The 25025-nt window shown below is 43.2% G+C and carries 22 protein-coding genes; 10 read left to right on the plus strand and 12 right to left on the minus strand.

From position 1 onward, the window contains the following. The first annotated feature begins 86 nt into the window (after nucleotides 1–86). On the plus strand, nucleotides 87–1463 hold the full coding sequence (locus R7P67_RS10900) for an alanine/glycine:cation symporter family protein (protein WP_005377785.1): 1377 nt from the start codon (nucleotides 87–89) through the stop codon (nucleotides 1461–1463). 117 nt (nucleotides 1464–1580) lie between these two features. On the opposite strand, the gene R7P67_RS10905 is transcribed toward R7P67_RS10900, so the two are convergent. Continuing rightward, the gene (locus tag R7P67_RS10905; RefSeq protein ID WP_005385713.1) at nucleotides 1581–2147 is read right to left on the minus strand and encodes a hypothetical protein; all 567 of its coding nucleotides are present in this window, start codon (nucleotides 2145–2147) and stop codon (nucleotides 1581–1583) included. Then, nucleotides 2147–2782 (minus strand): LysE family translocator, encoded by a 636-nt coding sequence (locus R7P67_RS10910; RefSeq protein WP_137281937.1) that lies wholly within the window; start codon nucleotides 2780–2782, stop codon nucleotides 2147–2149. Before R7P67_RS10910 ends, R7P67_RS10905 begins: the two co-directional genes overlap by 1 nt. A 223-nt stretch (nucleotides 2783–3005) precedes the next feature. Here R7P67_RS10910 and R7P67_RS10915 point away from each other — a divergent pair, with 223 nt between their 5' ends. Beyond that, complete coding sequence (locus R7P67_RS10915) at nucleotides 3006–4478, plus strand: carboxypeptidase M32 (RefSeq protein WP_005377788.1); 1473 nt, start codon at nucleotides 3006–3008, stop codon at nucleotides 4476–4478. Nucleotides 4479–4548: 70 nt separating this feature from the next. Here R7P67_RS10915 and R7P67_RS10920 read toward each other — a convergent pair whose 3' ends face one another. The 3 genes from R7P67_RS10920 to R7P67_RS10930 form a co-directional block, all read right to left on the minus strand. Continuing rightward, nucleotides 4549–5499: an LpxL/LpxP family Kdo(2)-lipid IV(A) lauroyl/palmitoleoyl acyltransferase gene (locus R7P67_RS10920; protein WP_064369089.1), complete on the minus strand. Its 951-nt coding sequence runs from the start codon at nucleotides 5497–5499 to the stop codon at nucleotides 4549–4551. A gap of 420 nt (nucleotides 5500–5919) precedes the next feature. Beyond that, the gene (locus R7P67_RS10925; protein ID WP_069593657.1) at nucleotides 5920–6255 is read right to left on the minus strand and encodes a DMT family transporter; all 336 of its coding nucleotides are present in this window, start codon (nucleotides 6253–6255) and stop codon (nucleotides 5920–5922) included. 123 nt (nucleotides 6256–6378) lie between these two features. Beyond that, nucleotides 6379–6765: a hypothetical protein gene (locus tag R7P67_RS10930; RefSeq protein ID WP_053303128.1), complete on the minus strand. Its 387-nt coding sequence runs from the start codon at nucleotides 6763–6765 to the stop codon at nucleotides 6379–6381. 340 nt (nucleotides 6766–7105) lie between these two features. Between R7P67_RS10930 and metA the strand changes: the two genes are divergently transcribed. The 7 genes from metA to R7P67_RS10965 all read left to right on the plus strand — a co-directional run bounded on the left by metA (nucleotide 7106) and on the right by R7P67_RS10965 (nucleotide 17217). Then, nucleotides 7106–8047: a homoserine O-acetyltransferase MetA gene (gene metA, locus R7P67_RS10935; RefSeq protein ID WP_005377792.1), complete on the plus strand. Its 942-nt coding sequence runs from the start codon at nucleotides 7106–7108 to the stop codon at nucleotides 8045–8047. A gap of 179 nt (nucleotides 8048–8226) precedes the next feature. Further along, nucleotides 8227–8952: a type IV pilus biogenesis/stability protein PilW gene (pilW, locus tag R7P67_RS10940; RefSeq protein WP_017820928.1), complete on the plus strand. Its 726-nt coding sequence runs from the start codon at nucleotides 8227–8229 to the stop codon at nucleotides 8950–8952. Between the two features lie 267 nt (nucleotides 8953–9219). Beyond that, nucleotides 9220–10149 (plus strand): phosphate/phosphite/phosphonate ABC transporter substrate-binding protein, encoded by a 930-nt coding sequence (locus tag R7P67_RS10945; RefSeq protein ID WP_193837413.1) that lies wholly within the window; start codon nucleotides 9220–9222, stop codon nucleotides 10147–10149. Continuing rightward, complete coding sequence (locus R7P67_RS10950) at nucleotides 10149–12305, plus strand: EAL domain-containing protein (RefSeq protein ID WP_262652476.1); 2157 nt, start codon at nucleotides 10149–10151, stop codon at nucleotides 12303–12305. The genes R7P67_RS10945 and R7P67_RS10950 overlap by 1 nt, the downstream gene beginning before the upstream one ends. A 156-nt stretch (nucleotides 12306–12461) precedes the next feature. After that, entirely contained in the window at nucleotides 12462–15638 is a 3177-nt protein-coding gene (locus tag R7P67_RS10955; protein ID WP_262592431.1) for a response regulator, read from the plus strand. Nucleotides 15639–15647: 9 nt separating this feature from the next. After that, a complete protein-coding gene (locus R7P67_RS10960; protein WP_017633987.1) occupies nucleotides 15648–16124 on the plus strand; it encodes a hypothetical protein in 477 nt (158 codons plus the stop codon). Between the two features lies 1 nt (nucleotide 16125). Then, entirely contained in the window at nucleotides 16126–17217 is a 1092-nt protein-coding gene (locus R7P67_RS10965; RefSeq protein WP_213876487.1) for a sulfate ABC transporter permease, read from the plus strand. A gap of 146 nt (nucleotides 17218–17363) precedes the next feature. On the opposite strand, the gene R7P67_RS10970 is transcribed toward R7P67_RS10965, so the two are convergent. The 4 genes from R7P67_RS10970 to R7P67_RS10985 all read right to left on the minus strand — a co-directional run bounded on the left by R7P67_RS10970 (nucleotide 17364) and on the right by R7P67_RS10985 (nucleotide 19291). Beyond that, nucleotides 17364–17675 carry a hypothetical protein gene (locus tag R7P67_RS10970; RefSeq protein WP_005377799.1) on the minus strand — a complete coding sequence of 104 codons (312 nt, stop codon included), beginning with the start codon at nucleotides 17673–17675 and terminating at the stop codon, nucleotides 17364–17366. Between the two features lie 202 nt (nucleotides 17676–17877). After that, the gene (locus R7P67_RS10975; protein WP_005377800.1) at nucleotides 17878–18312 is read right to left on the minus strand and encodes a DUF962 domain-containing protein; all 435 of its coding nucleotides are present in this window, start codon (nucleotides 18310–18312) and stop codon (nucleotides 17878–17880) included. Between the two features lie 119 nt (nucleotides 18313–18431). After that, nucleotides 18432–18785: an MmcQ/YjbR family DNA-binding protein gene (locus tag R7P67_RS10980; RefSeq protein WP_017633985.1), complete on the minus strand. Its 354-nt coding sequence runs from the start codon at nucleotides 18783–18785 to the stop codon at nucleotides 18432–18434. Nucleotides 18786–18808: 23 nt separating this feature from the next. Continuing rightward, on the minus strand, nucleotides 18809–19291 hold the full coding sequence (locus R7P67_RS10985; protein WP_017633984.1) for a MarR family winged helix-turn-helix transcriptional regulator: 483 nt from the start codon (nucleotides 19289–19291) through the stop codon (nucleotides 18809–18811). Nucleotides 19292–19401: 110 nt separating this feature from the next. Between R7P67_RS10985 and R7P67_RS10990 the strand changes: the two genes are divergently transcribed. Continuing rightward, nucleotides 19402–20289, plus strand: coding sequence for a DMT family transporter (locus R7P67_RS10990; protein ID WP_042522534.1), 888 nt, complete (start codon nucleotides 19402–19404; stop codon nucleotides 20287–20289). Between the two features lie 132 nt (nucleotides 20290–20421). Here R7P67_RS10990 and R7P67_RS10995 read toward each other — a convergent pair whose 3' ends face one another. From R7P67_RS10995 to R7P67_RS11005, 3 genes are all read right to left on the minus strand, one after another. Then, nucleotides 20422–21918 (minus strand): EAL domain-containing protein, encoded by a 1497-nt coding sequence (locus R7P67_RS10995; RefSeq protein WP_225495599.1) that lies wholly within the window; start codon nucleotides 21916–21918, stop codon nucleotides 20422–20424. A 345-nt stretch (nucleotides 21919–22263) separates the two neighbouring features. Beyond that, nucleotides 22264–23535, minus strand: a complete 1272-nt coding sequence (gene gabT / locus R7P67_RS11000; RefSeq protein WP_206957281.1) for a 4-aminobutyrate--2-oxoglutarate transaminase — start codon at nucleotides 23533–23535, stop codon at nucleotides 22264–22266. Between the two features lie 14 nt (nucleotides 23536–23549). After that, entirely contained in the window at nucleotides 23550–24977 is a 1428-nt protein-coding gene (locus R7P67_RS11005) for an NAD-dependent succinate-semialdehyde dehydrogenase (RefSeq protein WP_262652477.1), read from the minus strand. Nucleotides 24978–25025 lie beyond the last annotated feature (48 nt).

Raw genomic sequence — 25025 nt, forward strand, 5'->3', positions numbered from 1 at the left:
TACAACCAATAGCTTAGTTCTTTTAGAGATCGTTGATCTCGTCCTTTCCCTCTTCTCCTTATTAGTTGTTTTATTAAGGGGAAATCATGAACAACCTACAATCTTTACTACAAACCATCGATAATTTTGTCTGGGGTCCACCGCTGCTTATTTTGCTAGTGGGTACAGGTGTTTACTTCACTTTTAGCCTTGGCTTGATCCAGTTTAAACACCTCCCAACAGCGCTAGCGATGGTATTCAGTAAAGATAAGTCATCTAATACTCAAGGTGACGTTTCTAGCTTTGCAGCTCTTTGTACTGCGCTCTCAGCAACAATTGGTACTGGTAACATTGTTGGTGTTGCCACAGCAATCAAACTCGGTGGACCAGGCGCTCTATTCTGGATGTGGCTCGCTGCCCTTTTCGGAATGGCGACTAAATACGCCGAATGTTTGTTGGCGGTTAAGTACCGAAGAGTCGATGATAAAGGCCAAATGATTGGTGGCCCAATGTATTACTTGCAATACGGTGTTGGCTCAAAAGCTCTCGCGATCATGTTTGCAGTGTTTGCTTTGGGTGTTGCTTGTTTTGGTATCGGTACGTTTCCACAAGTAAACGCGATTCTGGATGCAAGTGAGATATCTCTTGGTGTTAACCGTGAGCTATCTGCCTTTGTACTAACTCTTTTGGTTGCTTTCGTAACTTTGGGTGGCATCAAATCCATTGCTAACGTTGCAGGAAAAGTGGTTCCTACCATGGCTGTATTTTATGTGTTGGCGTGTTTAAGCGTGATCATCATGAATGCAGACCAATTGTTCAATGCCGTTGAATTAGTGCTGGTTTCAGCCTTTACATCAACAGCAGCGACTGGTGGTTTTCTAGGTGCAAGCATCATGTTGGCAATCCAATCAGGTATCGCTCGCGGTGTGTTCTCAAATGAATCTGGTTTGGGTAGCGCGCCTATGGCAGCAGCAGCAGCGAAGACAGACTCTTGTGTTAAACAAGGCCTAATTTCAATGACAGGTACCTTTTTCGATACCATCATTATTTGTACCATGACAGGCCTTGCTCTAATCCTGACCGGTGCATGGCAAAGTGACCTTGCAGGTGCCGCGATGACGACTCATGCTTTTGCGGTGGGTTTAAATGCAGATACATTTGGCCCTATGCTCGTCTCAATCGGTTTGATGTTCTTCGCTTTTACCACCATTCTTGGTTGGAACTACTACGGTGAGCGTTGCGTTGTGTTCCTGTTCGGAACTAAAGCTGTGCTTCCATACAAACTGATTTTCGTCGGCTTGGTGGCATCTGGTGCATTCCTTCACCTCGATATGATTTGGCTACTGGCTGATATCGTAAACGGTCTGATGGCAATTCCTAACCTAATTGGTTTGATCGCACTGCGTCACGTCGTACTGGCAGAAACCAAACTGTTCTTTAGCTCAACATCGCAATCAGGTGAAGTTGAAGCAGTGAAAGCTTAGTGAAACGGCAGGTTTGCGGTCACAAACTGTCAGTCACAGAGAGCAAAACACATTAGAAATGGTAAAACATAAAGCCCGCTATTATTTAGCGGGCTTTATTTATCTTCGGTTAAATGGTTAATCTCTCAACCATTGATGCTCAACGTTTTCTCCACGTTCTTCAAAAAACTTCGCATTTTTTTGCTTGAATTGATCCGCTTTCAACTCTGATAGCGGCCAGTCTAAAAATGCTTCTGTTACAAACGAGTCGCCGACACCAACCTCAATCGATTCCAGATGTTTCCCGATGTAGCGATAAAAGTAGCCTTGCCCAAACGCATCGCACACCATAGGTACATGCCTGACACGTTGATGATTGACAGAGACCGAAGCCCAAGTCGTCGTTTTAGGTTCACAGGTTTGCTCTTTTACAACGTCGACCTCAAATTTATTGTCCATAGTTGTCGAAACAAAAACGACAATAGCGTCATGCAAATACACACGCCTGAGCAATAACTGTTTAGTGTCTTGAGTTCGCGTTTGTTGTATTCCATTAGCAAAAGGCTCGAAGTAGCCCCAGTGCCAAGACCAGATCATGCCGCGTTGCGCAAACTGTACTTGTGGCCACGTATGCCAAGCGACAGCGGCACCTATCCCCACAATAAATACAGCGAGTAGTATCAACAATCGATAAATATTACGCATTAAACGGGTTTTTCAATTAATAACTTCACACCAAGTGCGACTAATACTGCGCCCGTCGCGCCTTCCATCCACTTCATAAAGCTTGCATTCTTTAGTAGATTTTTAGCCGAGTTAAGCGCGCCAGCTAAACCACACTGCCAAACCATCGCAATAGCAAAGTGTACAGATGCCATCATCATTGATTGAAGCAAGGGTGAACCTTCTGGATTCACAAACTGTGGCAAGAAAGCCAAATAGAAGACCGCCGTTTTCGGGTTCAAGACGTTAGAAAGAAAGCCCTCTCTAAAAGAGCGCTTACCATTAAACACTTCGTGAATCTGCTCGGTCACGGCCAATCCATCTTTCGACGACATTAGCGCTTTTAAACTGCTCAAACCAAGCCAGATAAGATAAGCTGCGCCAATCATTTTTACGATTTGGAACAACTCTGCTGATTGCGCAAGAATCGCCGAGATACCAACCGCAGAAAAAAAAGCATGTACGAATAAGCCAAAGCAAATCCCTAGACTGGTTGTACATCCATCTTTTAGGCCCGATCGGCTAGTGTTACGGATAACAAGTGCAGTATCTAAACCTGGCGTTAACGTTAAAATCGTAATGGCAATAATAAATGCCTCGAAATTCAAAATATCCATATTATCGTGATAATTAATTGTTAATCCTTCATCAATACCGCCAATCCACAAGATTCGCAAGCTTCTTTTTTAAGAGAGCTATACAACTGGGTGAGTTTATGGACAATGGGTTGGAGTTAATTGTTAATTATTAGTAAATTAACGCAGGTTGCTTAGTGCAACACCATATGAAGGACCCGTTATCGGGTGTTTAGGGAAAGAACAAAAGAATAAGAGTAGTCACATGAACGCATTTACAAAACTCGTTGAACATTCCAAAAAAGTGGCAAATTTTGAGCATCTATCAGCCATCATAGATTGGGATCAAGCGGCGGTCATGCCACCTGGTGGCGCTGAAGCACGCTCGAATGCCACGGCAGAGCTCGATGTACATATCCATTCTTTAATGACTCAACCGCACTTGGGAGAGCTTTTCGCTCAGGCAGAAGAAGAGACGCTGTCTACAAAAGAAAAATCTATCCTAAGAGAAATGAAGCGTGGGTGGCAGCAAGCTAACTTACTACCAGAATCATTAGTTCAAGCTCAATCTCTTGCTGGCTCCAAATGTGAACATGCATGGCGTACGCAACGTGGAGAAAATGACTGGGCTGGTTTTGAAAAGAACTGGGCTGAAGTCGTAAAGCTATCGCAGGAAGAAGCGCAAATTAGAGCCGAAGCAAATGGCACGACTCCTTATGATGCCATGCTCGATGTTTATGAACCTGGCACAACGTCTGCGTCGTTAGACATTCTTTTTGCTGACGTGAAAACCTGGCTTCCTACTTTGATCGATGAAGCGCTTGAAAAACAACAATCAGACAACATCTTATTGCCAACTGCACACTACCCTGCGGAAAAGCAAAAAGCGCTCGGTTTGGAAGTCATGAAGCTACTTCAATTCGATTTTGAACACGGTCGACTTGATGAGAGTACCCACCCATTTTGTGGCGGTGTACCGACAGATGTGCGTATTACGACACGTTACAATGAAAACGAGTTTGTCCAATCATTGATGGGGATTGTCCACGAAACTGGCCATGCTCGATACGAACAAGGGCTACCAAAAGATTTATCAGGAACACCCGCGGGAGAAGCTCGCTCTATGGGTATTCATGAATCACAATCACTCTTCTTTGAAATGCAAATAGGACGAAGCAGCGCGTTTATCGATCACCTCGCTCGACTGGCTTCTAACCATTTTTCTGGTAGTGAATTCGAAAAAGACAATTTAGCCAAAATTTACACTCGCGTAGAAAAAGGCTTTATTCGCGTAGATGCTGACGAACTAACATATCCTGCTCACGTTATTCTTCGATATGAAATTGAGCGAGATCTCATGAATGGCGTCATCAAACATACAGATGTACCAGAACTCTGGAACGAAAAGATGAAAGCGTACTTGGGGCTATCAACCGAAGGAAACTTCAAAAATGGCTGTATGCAAGATATCCATTGGACAGACGGAAGTTTTGGCTATTTCCCGTCCTACACGCTCGGTGCGATGTACGCTGCACAATTTATGGCAGCAATGAAACAAACCGTCGATGTAGATGCGGTTATTCGTTCTGGCGACTTAGCTCCGATATTCAATTGGCTCTCGGAAAACATCTGGAGTAAAGGTAGCTTATTCACCACTGATGAGTTGGTAAAACAAGCCACGGGTGAAACACTGAATGCTAAACACTTTCAAGCTCACCTAAAAGATCGCTACTTATAAAGCGAAAAGAATAGAAAGTAAAAGCCCAAGGTTCGTATGTTCCTTGGGCTTTTTGTAGGCTCTCTATGTGTTATGCCAAGCTAGGGATGAGCCTAGGCTTGTACAAACAGTCCTCACCCTCTGGTCTAGTTTTAAACCGACGATGAAGCCACATATACTGGCTCGGACTTGCCATGATTGATGTTTCAACTATTTGATTCACGAATGCGGCGGCACGTTGATGATCCTCTTTCGGGAAACCTTCGACGGGCGCACTAATGGTTAGGGTATAGTGTCCGTCTTTTCCTCTTACCATCGTAAAAGGCACAATGGCGCAATCTGTAGAATCAACCAACAAACTTGTACCTGTCGTAGTACAAGCATTTTTAACGGCAAATAACGGTGCAAATGTCGAGCGTCGGTTACCATAATCGTGGTCCGGTGCATACCAAACCCGCTCACCCGTTTTAAGTGCTTCAAGCATGGCTTTGACGTTTTTACGATCAATCAGTGTACGATTAGAGCGAGAGCGTCCCTTATACTGAAAATAATCAAAGCACGGATTATTGTTTGGGCGATAAACACCGGTTCCAGACTTTTTAATGCCAAAAGCTCGAGCACCTAACTCTAGATTCATTGAGTGTACGGCCAACATTAATGCACCTTTGCCTGACTTCTCTAAAGCCTCTAGATGCTCCATGCCTTTTATCGTAACGTGTTTGTTTACCCGTTTATCTGACCAAAACCATGCCATTGCGGTCTCAAAAAGTGCGATGCCAGTATTGTCGATGTTGTCTTTTAGAATTGCTTCGCGTTGGCATTCTTCCATATGAGGGAAGCAAAGCTCAAGATTGCGTCTGATCGTAACTTGACGTTTTCTCATGAGTCGCATAGCTAAACGACCAATGTTGCGTCCCAAAGCTAGTTGAACTTTAAAAGGAAGGAGGCTAAGTAAGTACATCACGCTAATGATAATTAACGTTCCCCAGTAACGAGGCAAAAGAAATTCGGCCTTGAATGCAGGCTTTTTGTATTTGTTCATGTAAGTATTGTCAGATGTGCCCATCTATAAGTGATAAAAACAATGATAATGGACTGCACTTTTATCATTGATAACGCTAATAACATAAATTAAAGCGCGCGGATTCTATGGTTCTTCGACACACTACACAATAAGAACTTTGCAGAAATATGTAGGGAATGAAAAAGCAGTAAAGATGAGTCGCCACGTTAACATCTATCGGAGTGATTTATCTACTGCCCTTTCCTAAAGTTTGAAGAAACATAACTTTGTATTTTCAATTCGCTAAATAATGCCTATTGTTCAATCACATAATGCGACCGTTATGAATACAACAATAAGACGTCATATCAATACTCGCCATTAGCGATTGAATTTGCACTAAAAAGCCGCAGCAATTTCTCGCTGCGGCTTCTTATTCACTTAACAAGTAGAGTGGCGTTATTCGTGCCCTACTGTTTTGGATAATAAATTTACGATCAACACACCAGCGATGATAAACCCAATACCAACTAAGGCTGGTAAGTCTAGACGCTGTCCGTAAACAAAGTAACCAACCGTCGCAACCAAAACGATCCCAGCACCACTCCATATGGCATAAACAACCCCGACAGGCATTGTTTGCACTGTGACGGAAAGCAAGAAGAAAGCGATGCCGTAACCAATCAAAACGACTGTGCTCGGCATTACTTTCGTAAATTGCTCTGTTTTAGGAATATAAGAAGTGGCAATCACTTCACATACAATCGCGATCGACAGCGCCAACATTGGTGGCATAGAGACAAGCATTTTGAACATAAGGCATTAACGCTCAACAGAAATGTAACCGACAACATGTCCGGATAATTAGGCCGCGCATTATACCCAACTCATCTCACGATGGAATACCACTAACGATGTTTACACACCATCACTTTCGCTTACTTTTTGATGACCAGGTGAAAGGCTGACGTTTTGGTGCTGACGAGAAATTTCAAAGTAGATATGCATATCAATCGGCTCAGGTGTATTGAGTAGCATCTTACCTACTTCACGTTGGAAATGACCATAATTACCTAGCTCATCCGTTAGTTCTAGGAGCTCGTAAGAGGCTTCATCGGCAAACATTCCATACGCATACTGATAATGACTGATATCCTTGCTCTTATCATAACCCAGCTTTTGAAGAGCTTGATCAATCTCTTCCGGCGTATAAATGTCTTTATCACCAAACGAATGCAGTAGCACGCAAGGAACTTCTTGAGCGATGCCCTGAATCTTTGTCTTTCTCTTGAAAATACCGAACATAATGTCCTCCACTGACGATGTTTCCAAATATGCACATTAATGCAAAATGGTGAGCTGATTGTTTTTAGTATGGCTCATTAATTTGAGACTTCCTTACTACGAAGTCACCTTCACATATTAACGTGATCGCATAATTACCAGCAAATAGTACACACTGCGTTTCAAACCTATCTCATCAGAAACTCTGCTTTAGTCACAATTGTGTGACAACCCCGAGTACGGTTTACCATAATGTAAAGAGTAGATTGAAAAGTCGGATTTCGTATCGACATCTAAACTTAATTAAGTTAGCTTTAGAAGTATAGACGTCTAGATTGACTATACTTAGGGAGAGAAAGTCGTGCCAATTAGAATTCCAGATCAATTACCAGCTACCGATGTATTAAGGACAGAAAACATCTTCGTGATGAGTGAAACGCGTGCAGCGAGTCAGGAAATACGTCCTTTAAGAGTGCTGATCCTTAATCTGATGCCAAAAAAAATAGAGACTGAAACTCAGTTTCTGCGTCTACTCTCAAACAGCCCACTTCAGGTTAACGTCGAATTACTGCGCATTGATAACCGCCCGAGTAAAAATACGCCAACTGAACATTTAGACACGTTTTATCGCCAATTTGAAATGGTGCGAGATAAAAACTTCGATGGCATGATCATTACTGGGGCTCCATTAGGTTTGGTGCAATTTGAAGATGTCATTTATTGGGATCATCTCAAAACTATCATGGAGTGGGCAAAAGATCATGTGACATCCACTCTTTATGTTTGCTGGGCTGCGCAAGCAGGGTTAAAGCTACTCTACGATCTACCTAAAAAAACGCGTAAAGAAAAACTTTCAGGCGTGTATCATCATCAAATCCATCATCAGTTTCACCCTATCTTACGCGGATTTGATGACACGTTTTTGGCTCCTCACTCGCGTTACGCAGATTTTTCGCCTCACTTTCTAGAAGAGCATACTGACTTAGACATTTTAGCGACATCGGATGTCGCAGGTGTGTACTTGGCCACCACAAAAGACAAACGAAATGTCTTTGTCACAGGACACCCTGAGTATGATTCTCACACTTTACATAATGAATATATCCGAGATTTAAGCGAAGGTATGGAGCCCGCTATTCCTGTCAACTATTACCCAAACAACAACCCAGATAACCCACCAATTGCAAGCTGGAGAAGCCATGGACACCTCCTCTTTTTAAACTGGCTGAACTACTGTGTTTATCAGCAAACACCGTACGATCTCGATCACTTCAGTGAAGATGCTTTCACTAAAGACGATTAGCTTCAAAATAAGCAAACAAAGCACTCATCATTACCGAAATGTAATATGTGAACCAAGCCGCCATATGGCGGCTTTTTCATAACAGTTTGCAAACCTGATCGCATAGTGTTTTTTCCTCAATAGGTTTTTGCTAAGTAATTCATATCATGCAGAAAGATTCAAGGATGTAGGGATAAAGAATGAAAACAGCAAAGCTCGGTGCACTAATATTATTGTCTCAGTTTGCACTCGTGGGTTGCGTGACGGTGAAAGAAGATGGAAGCCCTGTCGTTAAAGCCGATCCTGTGGCAATGGCAGAATCACGTATCGCACTTGGCTTAGGTTATTTAGACGGCGGTAACATGATTCGCGCGCATGATAACTTACAACAAGCCTTAAACCACGCACCTCAATACTATCGCGCGCAATTATCTATGGCTCACTACTACGAAACGGTTGGTGAAGATATTAAAGCCGAACAGATGTATAAACGCTCTCTACGCCAACACACTAAAAACGGAAATGTGCTCAATAACTACGGTACTTTTCTTTGCAAGCGAGGTGACTTCGAAAAAGCCGATCAGATGTTTAATCGAGCCATTGAGCAGCCTTATTACTACCTTATTCCAGCAAGCTATGAGAATGCAGCTTTTTGTGCGCTAAAATCACAAGATAAAGACAAAGCGAGATACTACTTTACTAGAGCTATCGATCATGATCCCCATAGACCAAAATCGATTTTGCAACTCGCTAAAATAGAAATTGATAGCGGTGATTATACTGAAGCTAGAATTCGATTAATGAGATTCAATCAAATGTATGGCGTGAAGAAGCCCTCTTTGCAACTCATGATTCAACTTGAACGTGCAGCAGGCAATGAAGCTCTCGAGAAAAAGTATCAAAAACAATTGGAAAAATTTTCTTAGTACAAAATAGCGATACATAAGGCGCATTAGCTCACAGCCAATACAGCGCTTGACCAAGAATCCAGTGAATTCAGACTCACGGTGATACATTCATCCTGTACATAAACGTCAAATTCGGTACTATTTGAACGGAATAAGTGACCAAGTCACATTATAAAAAGTGCGCACACAACGAAATTTGTACATCATACTGTTTTTAAGATTGATTTCGGCACATTGATAAATACTAAATATTACTGACATGCACCAGAAGGAAGTTGAAGCCGGATGAAACCTGCCTGCACTCTGTTATTACTCACTTTGCTGAGTTCACCTTTTGTTGTCAGTGCACAAGAAAATATTGAGAAAACATTCACATTTGGCATTGTGTCCAATAAAGCCCAAAGCAAAATCAAAAAAGCGACGCCCCTTACTCAGTATGTAACTGAAAGTATGGCTGAATATGGTTACGCAAAAGGGGCGGTAAAGGTATTTAAAAATTATCGTCAGCTCGCGGTTGCGCTTGAAAATGGCACCGTTCAAATTGCAACGGCGACCCCCTTTAATGCGATGACCTTAGAAAAGCAGTCTAATAGCCAAGTCCTTGCTATACGATGGAAAAAAGGCCTGCAAAAATATCATACGGTGTTCTTTACTAATAAAGAGAGTGGCATTGAGTCATTTTCTGACCTGCGAGGAAAAACGCTTGTTTTCGAAAAGCGCACGTCTACCAGCAGCTATTACCTACCTGCGATTACATTGCTGAACCACGGAGAAAAACTGCAATACCTTCCCTCTCCTGATGACAAACCGGCCAAAGACAGTATTGGTTATTTATTCCTTGATGAGCAACTCGCTCAGTCAAATGAAATCAACCTATCTGTATGGGTATATAAACAGAGAGTTGCAGCAGGAGCATTCAGTAACTTCAACTGGAACAATCCCAAAGATTTGCCAGAGAACATGAAAGACAAACTAGCGATTTTTTCTCGTTCTGTTGAAATACCCAGGGATTTGATTCTCGCTTCTCCAAGCATGAGCCTAGAGCAACAGCGTAAAATCACGTCCATACTGCTTGATATGGATACAACTCACGAAGGCTCTCTCGCACTTAAAAAGTTTCAGAACACCAAAAAATTTAGCGCGCTTACTCCAGAAATGCGAGCCTCCTTAAGTACAGTGCGCAAGTCAGTTCACTTGTTACCGAAGGTGGATTGATGTTTCAAAAGCTCTCACTCGAAACCAAATACATTTGCTCGACAATGTTCGTTGTCTTGTTTGTTGTGGTGATAAATCTTGCGTTATACATGCACGGTTACGATGCGTATTCAAATAGCTTAACTCAACAAATCACGAACAACTCTCAAGAAAAAACAGAATCTTACGTTAAGCAAAAAGGGTTGGTTTATGCAGAGCTATTATCAAAACAGCTTTTTGATCCACTCTATACAGACAATATCAGTCAAGCGTATGAGCAAATTAAGGCAACATTGAGCCAGCCAGATGTCTCGAAAATACATGTTGTTGACAATGAAGGGCTAATCTTTCACGACGGCACTACTCAGCTAAGGATGTTTGCCCAACCTCATTACCGCTCTCCTTTTATTTTGAAAGCAATAGAAGAATCTAGAACTCTCGTTTCCTTTTCCAAGCATCAGTTGGAGATCGCAGCGCCGATTCAGCAATCAAACATTACTCTTGGGGCGGTGTATCTTGAGCTTAACTTGATACATCTACTGGAAGAGAAAGAACAGAACATTGAACAAGTCCAAGCGATTACCTCAAACGATAAACAGAAGATGTTTAACTTGCTGCTAACGATCAGTGGGATATCCGTTCTATTCGGTAGTATCATCGCTTATGCTTTGGGGCGGTCGTTAACTAAGCCACTCAAGCAACTAAAAGATCAATTTTCAGAGTCAAATACCCAAGCGCTGCCAGTCACCGACATACAAAGCAAAGATGAAGTGGGAGAACTTATTTCGGCGTACAACAAAATGTCAAACAAAGTGAACCGATACACCAGCCGAGTTGAGTTCATGGCGTACCACGATATTCTGACTTCCCTGCCAAACCGAGAAAAGTTACTCATTGATATTCAAACGCAAATAACTGACCACAAATCCCCCTCACTCGCGGTTGTGTTTATTGACTTGGATGACTTTAAGCACATTAACGATAACTACGGACATAACATTGGGGATAAATTGCTAGGCCATCTTGCCTCAGAGCTTCAAGGCCGTTTGCCGAGTTATTTTAAGCCGCTTTACCGCCTTTCGACCATCGTAAGTCGAGTAGGTGCGGATGAATTTGTACTGGCCTTTCCGTGCTCGGGCAGTCATGAAGCTAGAGAAAAAGCGCACGCTATTCATCGCCAACTACTCTCTCCCTTTAGTTTGGAAGAGAACGATATTCAAATTACGGCAAGCCTCGGAATTGCTGTGTATCCAGAATTTGGTTCAAACGCTGAGTCTCTTTTACAGCTTTCCTCTCTTGCGGCGCAGGAATCTAAAAGACGCGGTAAAGACATTATGACGATATACGATTCCACGTTTGATGAAACGATTAAACAACGTTTATACATAGAACGAGAACTGCGTCGTTCAGTACGTGATTTGTCTCAATTCGAGCTGTGGTATCAACCACAATTTGATCTAAAAACTTATCGCCTAATTGGGGTCGAAGCATTGGTTAGGTGGAATCATCCCGAGAAAGGTTATATCAGTCCAGAATCGTTTATCCCGATCGCAGAACAAAGTGATTTAATATTGGAGCTTGGAGAACATATCATTGAGACGGCAGTTGCTCAGCGGGCAATGTGGGCAGAACATTTCGGTACTGATTTTCACATTGCATTAAACTTGTCCCCAAGACAAATCTATCGCCAAGATTTAAGTCAATTATTTTCTAAGTATTTACAACGACATGATGTCGCCCCTCAAACCATTCATGTTGAAGTGACAGAGTCACTTTTTATTGATGATACAGAGAAAGCTCAATATGTGCTTAAAAAACTACAAAGTATCGGAGTGGAAGTTTGGCTAGATGACTTTGGCACAGGATATTCTGCCCTTGCCTACCTGCAACATATGGCTTTTGACGGGCTCAAGATTGATCGTTCATTTATCGCTCAAATCCGAAAAAGCGATCAAGACGATTCATTAGTTCGCGCGATTGTATCCATGGCTCACAACCTAAGAATGAAAGTAGTAGCCGAAGGCGTAGAAACTCAAACTCAACTCACACGAATGGAGTCTCTCTACTGTGACGTCGTACAAGGTTTTTTCTTAGGTAGACCTGTACCTGCCGAGGAATTGATTGCATTTGAATACCAACGAGGGAGTGGCGCTCAAAGCGTCAATCACTTTGCTTAGAACGCCGTTTTGTTAACTATTGCCGCTTAGCGCGTTAGTACTCGTAATGCAATATCGGTCACACTTCCCCCACCTCATTAATATGAATTTTCTCTTAAAATCTAACATCTGAGATAAATAAACTACACTTTTCATATCAACTTCTTGGATATGGAAATGCGCGTGGTAGGAATCTTTTCTTGGAACAACCTGTCGGTAAAACAAAAGCTATTTGGGTTGGTTTTGCTGCCAATTTTATTGTTGCTTGTCCTCGCGGGTAAACATGTACAAAGCCTTTCTATCCAGGCTCAGGAACTACAAAAAGCACAGTTATTCTCTGTCTACATCGACCGCGTATCTTCGCTTTATCACCTACCGAATAACCCTGATGTAATAGATAAGCAACTAAAAACTCAGCAGATATCTCAATTGTTACGCGACACCGCTGCACCAGTATTCGGTGAAAACGCTGAGATACTAAACCAGTTGACAAGCTTTGAGGAAGCAACCCTCTCGATGCTCTCTTCGCAAAATCAAGAAGAAAGGTTAGATGCGGCAGAGTGGCGCGCTGATACGTTCAAAGAAATCCTCATGAGCTTAGACAAAGTCTATTTTAGAAATGTGAGTTATGAAACAAACACTCACCTTTCTTCTTTGATGCAACTTGAATGGTTGATGTTTTGGTCCACTGAAGAGCATAGATTAAGCGAATATTTGATTCGATCTTCAGAGGAAAATAACGAGTATGACCTCACAACACAGGCTTCTATCCAATCTTTAATCCAGAACCAACAACTATTTCTAGAGCGTTTTGTGACGCTAAATGCCAATCAACAACAAGTAGATCTGCTCATTGAGACGTTTACGGGTGAAGTCTTTATCAAAAGCCAAGAGTTTCGTGCCTATTTATTGCAACCAGCTCAACTCAAATCATTAACCCCGGATGAGATTGATGCGGGGTTATCTGCACTCAACAAACGCTTATCGTTATTACAAAGTGTTGACGACAAAATGGAACAACAGCTGAGTGATGATATATCAAAGACAATCAACACGACGACACAGCACCGCTTTACCTTTATCGCAATGATGAGCCTTTTAACGCTGTTGGTCGTAAGTTTAACGCTAAGATTGGTGCGAAAAGTTACTGGAAACTTGAATCTAGTCCTCAAATTTCTCAGTAACGAAAGCAATGAACAAAGTAACACTGAAAATTCACCTCTTGCTCAACTAATAAAGGGTAAAGACGAGCTGAGTAAGTTTGCTCGAGAGGTAAAAAAGCTTAGTGATGAGCGGATGTTGTCCAGACTAAAGCTCACACAAGCTAAAGAAGATGCAGAACAAGCAAAAGATGATGCAATTAAGGCGAGTAAAGCCAAAAGTAGCTTTTTGGCCAACATGTCCCACGAGATCCGCACGCCGCTAAATGGCGTTATTGGTATCTCTGAAGTCTTATCCGATACTTCCCTGACTGCCACACAACGCGATTACGTCGACACGATTGAAACCTCCTCCCAACTGCTTTTGAGTTTAATTAATGACGTTCTAGACTTCTCAAAAATTGAATCTGGGATGTTGCTCATTAGCCCACATTCAACTTGTGTTCGAGAGTCTATCTATGACATTGCTTCTATCATTTCACCGAAAGCAAAGGAAAAAGGCATCGATGTGCAAGTCAACATTAGCCGTAACACGCCTTACCACGTAATGTTGGATGACCATCGTATACGCCAAGTTGTCATGAACTTCATGTCTAACGCGGTAAAATTTACCGAACAAGGCAGTGTAGAGCTATCGGTCATCACCCGCGAAATTAAAAATGGTGAAGCGGTCATCGAGTTTTCCGTTAAAGATTCTGGGATTGGTATTGATGCCCAGCAGCAAAAGAAAATATTTGCTCCATTTGCCCAAGAGGATAACTCTACTACCCGACAATTTGGGGGAACTGGACTTGGGCTTGCCATTAGCACGCAATTAGTTGAGCTAATGGGTGGAGAAATTCAACTTGAATCCGAGAAAGGTAAAGGCAGTCGCTTCTTCTTTGAACTAACTGCTCCTGTTGTGACGCAAGAGTTTAACGCTTATCACGCTCTGAATCACAACGATATATGGATTGTATGCAGCAGTACTCAACTAGAACAAAAACTGCGTAACGAGTTAAGTTTTTTCAACATCAATATAACGCAGTCAGTAGATACCTTAAGTGCGTTGCCAACGTGGATTGATAACGAGCGCGTTATCGTTATTCATGTAGAAGCATCACCAAATGCAGCGGCGATGCATATCGATGAGATAGAAAGCCTTTGTAAACGAAACATTCGTGTCTGCCTCATCAAGCACCTTCATAGCCCACAATTCGACTTTAGAAACAGTATCAGCGCCTTGGTCACTCAGCCACTACTAGGGCAGCGCTTAATTAAAGCACTTGAAAGTTGTGCGGCAAATTTCTCGCACGCACAACAAGAGAGCATTTCAGCGCAACATGTTAAATCTCTGCCGAAAATTTTGGTCGTTGATGACAATACGGTCAATCAAAAAATCGCGGGGCTACACGTCACAAAAGCTGGCTTCGACTTTGATGTCGCTGTAAACGGACAAGAAGCGGTTGAGAAATTTCAACAGAATCAATACAGCCTAATTTTAATGGACTGCATGATGCCCGTAATGGATGGATTTGAAGCCACCCAAATAATTCGTCAAATAGAAGTAAAAGAAAAACGCGCTTTCAGAATTCCGATTATTGCTCTAACGGCAAGTGTGGTCGATGACGATATACAAAAATGCTTTGACGTTGGAATGGATGACTATGTGCCCAAACCGTTTAAAGCAGGGTTGCTTAAAGAGAAGTTAGATAAGGCAATTGGGTTACGTGTTTCCAACACGACGCCTACTGAACCACACCAAGAGAACACCACCCCCGATAAAACTCATGAACTACCTGCAAGTTCTGAGCAACCAGAAGCAACGGTAACGCCTATTCGCTCCGAACGCATCTTGCTTGTCGAAGATAATAGAGTGAACCAGAAAGTGGCTTCTCTATTGCTATCTAAAGCAGGCTATCAATTCGAAGTCGCAGAAAACGGACAAATTGCAGTCGAAATGTTCCAAAAAGATGGAAAGTTTGATGTTATTTTGATGGATTGCATGATGCCCATAATGGATGGGTTTGAAGCTTCTAGGCAGATTAGAGCTTATGAAGCGAGTAAAGGATTAGCTAAGACGCCCATTATCGCATTAACAGCAAGCGTCGTAGATGATGACATTCAACGCTGCTTTGATTCAGGAATGGATGCCTACGTACCAAAGCCTGTGCGCAAAGAAAAACTGTTGTATCAAATTGAACAAGCAATGTAGGTGGATTCTATGAGTAGAAATCATTCTCGCGTTGCTTTTCCTTTGCGTTACATAAAACGCTATCTGTTTATTCTGATTGCCCTTCTTTCATTAAATTGCCAAGCTCTCGCTGCAGAGAGCTACGCCGTTTTCTCATTTAATGACGAATTCTCTCCGCTCACTGTCAATAAAGCGCGAAAGTTGTACAGAGGGAAGACGCAACTTTTACAAGGCCAGCGAATTGAACTCTCTGACTGGCCTGCGACATCAACAGAAAGAGCTGAGTTCTATCGTTATCTTCTCAACAAAAATTTAGCGCAAATGAACGCGCATTGGGCAAGCTTGTCTTTTTCAGGTAAAGCTAGACCGCCAAAAGTGATTGCACGCTCCAGCATTGATGACCTCATAGCATGGATGCAAGAGAAGCCGAATAGAATTGGTTATGCCCCAACATCGAGCGTCCCTAGTAATGCTCATGTTTTATGTGTGGTTAGCTCGGAGAATTGATATGAAAAAATATTTAACCATGTTATCGCTGAGTATCGCGACCTTTCCGAGCTCAGCCACGATTGAACTAACAGAACAACTTTCTTTAAGTGGTTTTGGCTCTACTTCGTGGGTAAAATCCGATAACCCAACTACGTTACTAGTTAACCGCTTTATTGGCGATGAATCTTGTTTCGATTGCGATACCACTTTCGGCATGCAGCTCGATTATTTTCACAAGGCATTTCGGGCATCCGCACAAGTCGTAAAGCGCCCGCAAGACCATTGGAGCTCGCCTCAGCTCGAGTGGGCGTATTTGGCTTATACCTATCAAAACATAGAAATACGAGGAGGACGCTTAAGACTGCCACTGTTTTTGATGTCTGAGTACAACTATGTCGGCCACGCTTTTACCCAAGCCCGCCCACCGAATGAGGTATATGACAGCATTCTAGGTATCACGGCTTATAACGGCCTATCTGCACGCTGGATTCATGACCTCAATGAGCAAGTCGTACTTACCGCCATGCCGTTTGTCGGGTTTAAAGACAATAGTGACGTAACCATCAATGAACGTACTGAATTGGAAATTGAGTCAAACAATACTGCAGGGATGAACTTAACGCTAAGCGGAGAGAGCTATCGTTGGAATTTTTCCTACCTCCACGGCGATTATGATCAAACAACGACGCTCTCTAACATTGAGCAGTCCACTCCCGGTGGCGGAACCACAATCATTGACCGTCTAGTTGAAACAGAAAAAAACAACACGATCGATCTGTTTTCTCTAGGGTTAAGATACGAGCTCGATAACATTGTGATTATGGCAGAAGGACAGACCAGCAATCTTTCCTCATCTTGGTACGCGACAACAAGTTATAATGTAAACAAGCTGACTCCTTATATTGTTTACGGTCAGCAGTTTAATAGTCGGGATAAAAAAAGTGGAGACAGTTTCTTACTCGGGTTGAGATACGACCTAGATTACAACGTTTCCCTGAACGCAGAATGGCAAAGGTTCAACGCCTACAATAATAGCTCTGGCGCGTTTTCATCAGCCCCAAAGGATGACAGTGCGAGCCTTTATACGCTAATGCTCAACTTCGTTTTTTAATGTTTCTTACAGTACCAATTTCCACAACACTGGGGGCTGTTGTATTAAGAAGGCTTTTTGCAACACGTAACTAGACGCTAAACGACTGGAAGGGATAGAATCGATCAGATAGGTAAGTGGCAATCCAAACAGAGACAAAGGTTACTCTATTTCGGTTTGTTTTGATTGCCTTTTAACCGCTTTTCTTTGCGTCGCAGTGCCCGGAAAAACTTTGACTCTTCATGGTACCAACCAAGGACACTAATTGGGAAGCCCACGAGCATCATAATAAAAACATCCGCAGGGAGTTGTTCCCAAATGTCGCTTAAAGAATGCAGCTCTCCAAAAATGAACAAACCGATGACTTTACCAAGCAGTAATGCACAACAAATCATAAAGAAGGACTTTAATATATAGTGCCATTTGCCTTTTTTACGCTCTTCTCTCCAATAGGCATATTTATATTGTCGGTCGTACATTCATCCCCCTAAAGTAAACTTGCCGTAAGTTTAAGTATCTCGATAGCGTAAAGTGCGTTGGCACCTCTTTAATCATAGTGCGTATCTAAAGTGAATGCTTGTCGTGGCAATAAGAAGGAGAGGTATTCTGTAGTAAGAGCTACAAAATCTCTGAACGTTATATGTCTTGTGTAATTCGGATGATGCCTGATTTTGCTTATCGCTAGTGTTTTCTGAACACCCAAATCGGGCCGATGAGTAGAAACTGTAAATCCTCAAAAAACGACGGTTTTTTACCTTCAATCTTGTGACCGATAAATTGCAATATCCACAATACGCCAAACAAGAGCATAGAAATATGCAGAACGGGCAACATCAATACCTCTAGCGACCAAATAAGGCCAATGCACGCTAATGTGTAGCCGATCATCATCATGAATACACTCAGAGACAAACGAAAATAGAAAACCCAAGTGGGGATCACCGCTACCCAAACCCAATTAAGTTCGAAGCCTAATAATGAAATCTGGGGAATCGACCAAATAAGTCCAACCACAGAAAGGTAAATACCTGGAACTGCGATTGTGTGAATCTTTTGGTTGATAGGGTTTTGGTGACTCTCCCCGTATTCTTTTAGCCATTCAGATAATGCTCGCATATCATTCCCCTTTTCCACCTTCTTATTCTTATATAGCCCGAGGATGAAAAAGGTGCGAATTTTTCCGTAAAGGCTACGAGCAACGAGCGACAAAACAACAGAGGCCAGTGCGTTGCCGATTACTCACCAAGCAACGCTCGTTGTGCTTTCGGCAGCTTGGCAACGACAAGAGCATAAGAGCGTTCACACAAGTCTTGAATCAACCCATCCTCGACATCACCGTTAAAATAAACCGTTATCCAATGACGCTTATTTAAGTGATAACCTGGGATAATGTCCGTAAACTGCGACGTTAAGACTTCTCCATCTTCTGGTTTTACTTTTACGCTGACATACTCCCGACCGTTTCTCTCTGCAATGATGGCAAACATCTTGCCTTTGATTTTGTAAACAAGCGCTTCAGGCCCAAATGGGAAATCGCTTTCTGCACACATGAAGGTACTTAAGTATTGTTCTAGTTCTTTGCTTTTCATATCCCCTACCTCCTTCTGCGTTCTCACTCAAATTGTGGCAATAGCAATTTTAACGCCTGGTTAACCTGCTCTTTTTCATTGCCTTCTAAACCATGCAATAACGATTGCTGAACGTCTACATGCTCCAAAATTAGCTTGTCAATTAAGGTTAAGCCTTGCTCTGTTAGTTCAACGGTGACGCTACGTCGGTCTTCTTTACTATGGGTTCTGGTAATAAACCCTTTCTTCTCAAGTTTATCTAAGCGATTAGTCATCGCACCCGAAGTGAGCATCATCGACTCTATTAACGCTGAGGGAGTAAGACAATATGGTGAACCAGCTCGACGCAGTGTCGCTAACACATCAAATTCACCCATTTTCAGGTCGTACTTCTTATGTAGCTCGGCGACCCTAGATTCCATGTGTTTTGCAATTCGCATTAGTCGACCCATTATTGCCATCGGTTCAGTGTCGAGGTCTGGCTTCTCCCTAGCCCACTGCTCTACCACTCTATCAATTGCATCCATTATTTCTCTCCAAACATCATATATTTTTTATTTTAACATAAAGATACTTTACAAAAAGCCACCTTGCCGATATCGTTACATTTAATTATCTCTACATAAAGATATTTAACATGAACATTTTACTTGCGATGATTCCTGCCTTTTTTTGGGGGACGACTTACGCTGTTACTCAGTTTACTCTACCGGACTGGCCTCCCGTTTTACTTGGCGCTCTAAGGGCACTGCCTGCGGGTCTTTTGTTGCTGGCAATAAAGCCCTCGTTTCCAAAAAGAAGTGAGTGGAAGGTGCTGCTTGTTTTAGGAACCATCAACATCGCTTGCTTCTTTGGTCTCATTTTTGTCATGGCGTTGACGCTTCCTTCTGCCATCTCTGGTGTTGGTATGGTTTCGGTCCCCGTTTTTGCAATGCTGTTTGGTTGGGCGGTCTACAAACGTCAGCCTAGTGGCATTCAAGCAATAAGCGGCGCAACTTTGATTGCTTTAGCTTGGTTCTTATTTGATCCTAGCTCTATTTCTCTCGAACCCGTGGGCTTACTTGCGATGATCTCCGCCATTATGTGCATCGTGATAGGAAGTAGCGTAACAAAGTCACTAGGTACAAAAATGCACTGGTGGACAGTGCTAACATGGCAGCTCATTTTGGGTGGCGTGATTATGTCTATCGCAACAAGTGTGCTGGCGATAAACAATCCAGAGCCATATGTTACGGTCGTTCAGGACGTATCCATGACGAATATTCTAGGGTTACTGTGGGTAATTATTCTGAACACCGCATTAGGGTATGGCATGTATGTATGGTTATTGCAGCGGATGTCGGTCGTAGATTTTACCTTTGGTGGTATTGCAAACCCAGTCGCAGGCATTGTTTCGGGCCTACTGCTATTGGGGGAAACGTTCACTCCTCTGCAATACAGCTTAATGCTAGGAATGATCGTAATGTCATTACTACCTCAGCTCATTACGTCGATCAAAGCGAAAAGAGCCGCACTCTCCTCCTAAGTAACGTTAATTCCTAACACTCTAGAAGTAATGAGAGTGTTAGGAATCCTCAAGTGTGACCCCATCAGCAGAAATCAGCGCTAACCTAGGCAACTGACACCTTTAAAACGGTACGTTTTGACGTTATGGCTGTTAAGCGCTTGCAAGGTTAGTCAGGGGCTCTGGTTTAGCGTAAACATAACCTTGAATAAGGTAAATCGCATGCTGAGCCAGGTATTCGACTTGAGCCTGGCTCTCTACACCTTCTGCAATCATCTCACATTCCGCTTTGTTCGCTGCAGACACAATTGAGTCCAGCACTTTCAACTTTTGGTCGTCAGATCCTATTGGATCAATGAACATCTTATCCACTTTTACACACCGGATGCCCAAATCTTGTAGGTAAGAAAAGCCACCATATCCGGTACCAAAATCGTCAATTTTGAACTTGTAGCCTTTATTCGTTAAATACAAAATCTCTTTTTTCGCGGCCTCAGTGTCTTTTACTGGTATTCTCTCGGTCAATTCAAAATGAATTCTATTCGAGATTGGCCAATTTAACTCCGACAGCAACTTCGTTAATACACCTGACTCTAAATGGGAGGAAACAATATTGATACTGACCCACGTATGCTCGGGTAAGTCACTTAAGTCTTGTATGATTTTACGAATAAGCTGATTCGTCATCGGAATAATCAGGCCACTTTCTTCTGCAGCACCAATAAACATATTTGGTGGCACCATTCCATCACGTCGCGACCATCGAATCAGAGCTTCATATCCTACTGTCTTACCATCGCGACTATCGACAATCGCCTGGTAGTAAGGAATAAATTCTGCATTACTAATCCCATTTTCAATTAGACCTGTAATGGATTTTCTCAAGCTTTTACCAGATATGTATGCAAAGGCAGTCACAAGACCTGCAAGCACACTTACAAGACCGCCCCACAAAAGTACTCTTTCCTGAGCATAATTTTTAAGTTTTTCACCGCTGTATATCTTGATGAGCATGTTGGCTTGAGACTCTCCTGAAAAGAAAAACTCTTTTGAGAGTGCGTTTTCTTCTCCTGCAATATTCGCTTTGCCACGGCTTATCGTTAAATCACCAAATATTGGTTCATCATACTTAAACTCTACAAATAGGCAGTCTTTGCAAGGCGTTTTTATTACCTCGTTAACCCAACTGTTATCAAGTACCCAGAAGACTTCAACGTGTTCATTATCATAAATGACCATCCACTCTATTTGGTCATTCTGTTGCGGCAAAATAAGTGATGCGAAAAAGTTTTCATCCATCTGAAATCGTTCACTACTAGATGGGCGAGACACTTCACTACCAACCGTGGAACACGTTTTTCCGCCTTCTGTGGTCATCGCAATAAAACGAATGTAACGGTTATAAAAACGTGGGTCGCGTAAAGTTCTTACATCACTATCACTACAAGTAAAATCTAACTGAGCAATCTGCTTCACTATTGCTCCGTCCAAATAGGCAGACCTTTGATTTAAATAATCTACGTAAGCATCTATTTTCGACGCTTTTACCGAGTTGACGTAAAAGTTGGTTATCGAATGAAAGGCCACTACAAATATGGCGATGGGAACTAAGCCGAGTAAAATGGCATACTTTGTATTCTTTGTTATCAAAGTTCGTCCTGCTAATCTGTCAAGCAACCTAAGTGGGATATGAATACTATCTCATTTTTATAGTCCAAAAAGTGAGGAATGACGCTCAATAAAATTATAGACTCAAGTGGCTTTCAGATGTCGGGATTTAGAATGTGAGCACCAAACCACATTCGAGGAGAACAAAGTAGCGACTAAGTGAAAAGTAAGAACGAGCCCAACTGTTAAGTCATCCGTAATAAAAGTGACAACTTGGATCTTGAGCAATACTTTTTAGATAGGCAGCAGATACGCTAAAAAACAAAAAGGAAACGATTGATGCCAACCGCTTCCTTTATTTGTTATTGCTATTTAAAAGTGCGTGAATTACGCCACTTCAAGAATCACTTTTTCCAACTTATCTAGGCCTTCATTTAGCACGTCAGATTCGATGGTCAGTGGAGGTAACAGACGAATCACGTTCGCTTTTACCCCACAAGAAAGCAGGATAAGACCATTTTCTTGCGCTTTAGAAATCACCGATTTGGTCATCTCTTGTAGCGGCTTACCTGATTCTGGGTCAGTAAATTCAATCGCCATCATCGCACCCGTAGTACGGATTTCACCAATAGCAGGCACAGATTGTTGCAGTTTGGTCATACGTGCATTGACCACTTCACCGATGCCCATCGCTTTAGCACACAAATCTTCTTCTTCGATGATTTTCAGCACTTCAAGACCAGCAACACAACCGAGTGGCGAGCCTGCATAAGTACCACCTAAACCACCAGGCAGTGCGGAGTCCATTACATCCGCTTTACCAACAACAGCTGAGATTGGGAAACCACCAGCAATGCCTTTCGCCATTGTCATTAGATCGGGTTCAATGCCTAGGTACTCCGTCGCAAACATTTTACCGGTACGGGCAAAACCCGTTTGGATCTCATCCGCAATCAGCATGATACCGTGCTTGTCACACAGTTGACGCAAGCCTTGTGCAAACGCTTCAGGTGCTTTGTAGAAGCCGCCCTCACCTTGTACTGGCTCGAAGATGATCGCCGCAACACGTGATGGTTCAATATCACAAGCAAATAGATCGTCGATCGCTTGTAAACTTTGCTCAACGCTGATGCCGTGAAACGCATTTGGGTACGGCGCGTGGTAGATTTCGTTCGGGAAAGGACCAAAGCCCGCTTTGTACGGCGCAACTTTACCAGTTAACCCCATAGTCATGTTTGTGCGACCATGAAAGCCGCCTTTAAACGCTATCACGCCGCTACGGCCTGTATGAGCGCGTGCCACTTTTACGGCATTTTCGACCGCCTCGGCGCCAGTAGTAAGAAAGATCGCTTTCTTCTTAGTCTCACCTGGTGCAAGTTCTGTCAGCTTTTCAGCCAGCTCAACGAATGACGCGTACGGCGTAACCATCGCGCAGGTGTGCGAAAAGTTATCCAACTGAGCTTTTACCGCTTCGCTAATGCGCTTGTGAGAATGCCCGGTGTTAGTCACCGCGATACCCGCTGCAAAGTCGATGTATTTGTTGCCTTCGATATCCCATACGTAAGCGTTTTCTGCTTTCTCGACGTAAAGTGGGTACAGTGCGCCCATGCCTTGAGCGATAACTTGGCTTCTTCTTTCGTGTAGTTGTTGGTTTGTCATTGTTTTGTCCTTAATTAGTTGCCGCCAAAGCAGAGATATTTCACGTCCATGTATTCATCGATACCTTGTTTTGCTCCTTCGCGTCCGATGCCGGACTGCTTAACACCGCCGAAAGGAGCGACTTCAGTAGAAATCATGCCTTCGTTAATGCCAACCATGCCGTATTCGAGCGCTTCTGCGATTTTCCAAACACGGTGGATGTTTTGGCTGTAGAAGTACGACGCAAGACCGTAAATGGTGTCGTTCGCCATTTCGATCAGCTGTGCGTCGCTGTCAAAACGAATCACTGGCGCAACAGGGCCAAAGATTTCCTCGGAAACAATCTTCATGTCGTGAGTAACGTCTTTGAGAACCACTGGCTGCATAAATAGACCATTGAGCTTTTTAAGTTCTGAAACCGGCTTCGCGCCTTGCTCGATAGCACCATCAATAAGCGTCTGAATGCCTTGCTTCGCTGACTCGCTGATCACTGGACCAATGTTGACCCCCTCTTCCAATCCGTTACCAACTTTGAGCTGCTGAACCGCAGCGTCAAACTTAGCAACGAATTCGTCATACACTTTGCTGTGTACATAGAAACGGTTCGCACAAACACACGTTTGGCCTGCGTTACGGAACTTCGACGCCATCGCACCCGCCACGGCAGCATCAATGTCGGCATCATCGAATACGATAAACGGCGCGTTGCCACCGAGCTCCATTGAGGTACGTTTAATGTCCGCCGCGCTTTGCTGCATCAGCACACTACCAACTTGGGTAGAGCCAGTGAAAGACAACTTGCGAATCAACGGATGCGAAGTGAAGATAGCACCGACCTGACGGGAGTTTTCCCCCAATACCACTTGCAGCACATCGCGTGGGATACCCGCTTGATAGGCAAGCTCTGCGACCGCAAACGCAGACAGCGGCGTAGATTCAGATGGCTTCACCACAAAGCTACAGCCTGCCGCTAAAGCTGGCCCTGCTTTGCGCGTGATCATCGCAATTGGGAAGTTCCAAGGTGTAATCGCACAGGCAACACCAATTGGCTGTTTGATGGTCACCAAACGCTTGTCCGCACTTGGGGCAGGAATCGTCTCACCGTAGGTACGTTTCGCTTCTTCAGCAAACCATTCGATAAAGCTCGCGCCGTAAAGCACTTCACCTTGAGCTTCAGCCAGCGGCTTACCTTGCTCTAACGTCATTAAGCGGCCAAGGTCGGCTTTGTTTTCTAACAGGAGTTGGAACCAACGATTGAGCATGCCAGCACGCATTTTTGCTGGCAGTGCCGCCCATTCTTTCTGCGCCACACTGGCGCGTTCAATGCCATTTAAAATGTCGTTTTCGGTTGAGACTGGTGCGTACCCGAGGAGTTCTCCGGTCGCCGGATTAGTCACTGCAATGCCCTGTTGTGGGTTCGCTACCATAAACGAAACAAGGGTTTGGTTTTGTATCTGTTGCATGGTCATTCCTTTTGACAACTCATCATCGCCGCTAAGCTAGCGGCGAGT

The sequence above is a fragment of the Vibrio sp. Vb0937 genome (assembly GCF_033338855.1).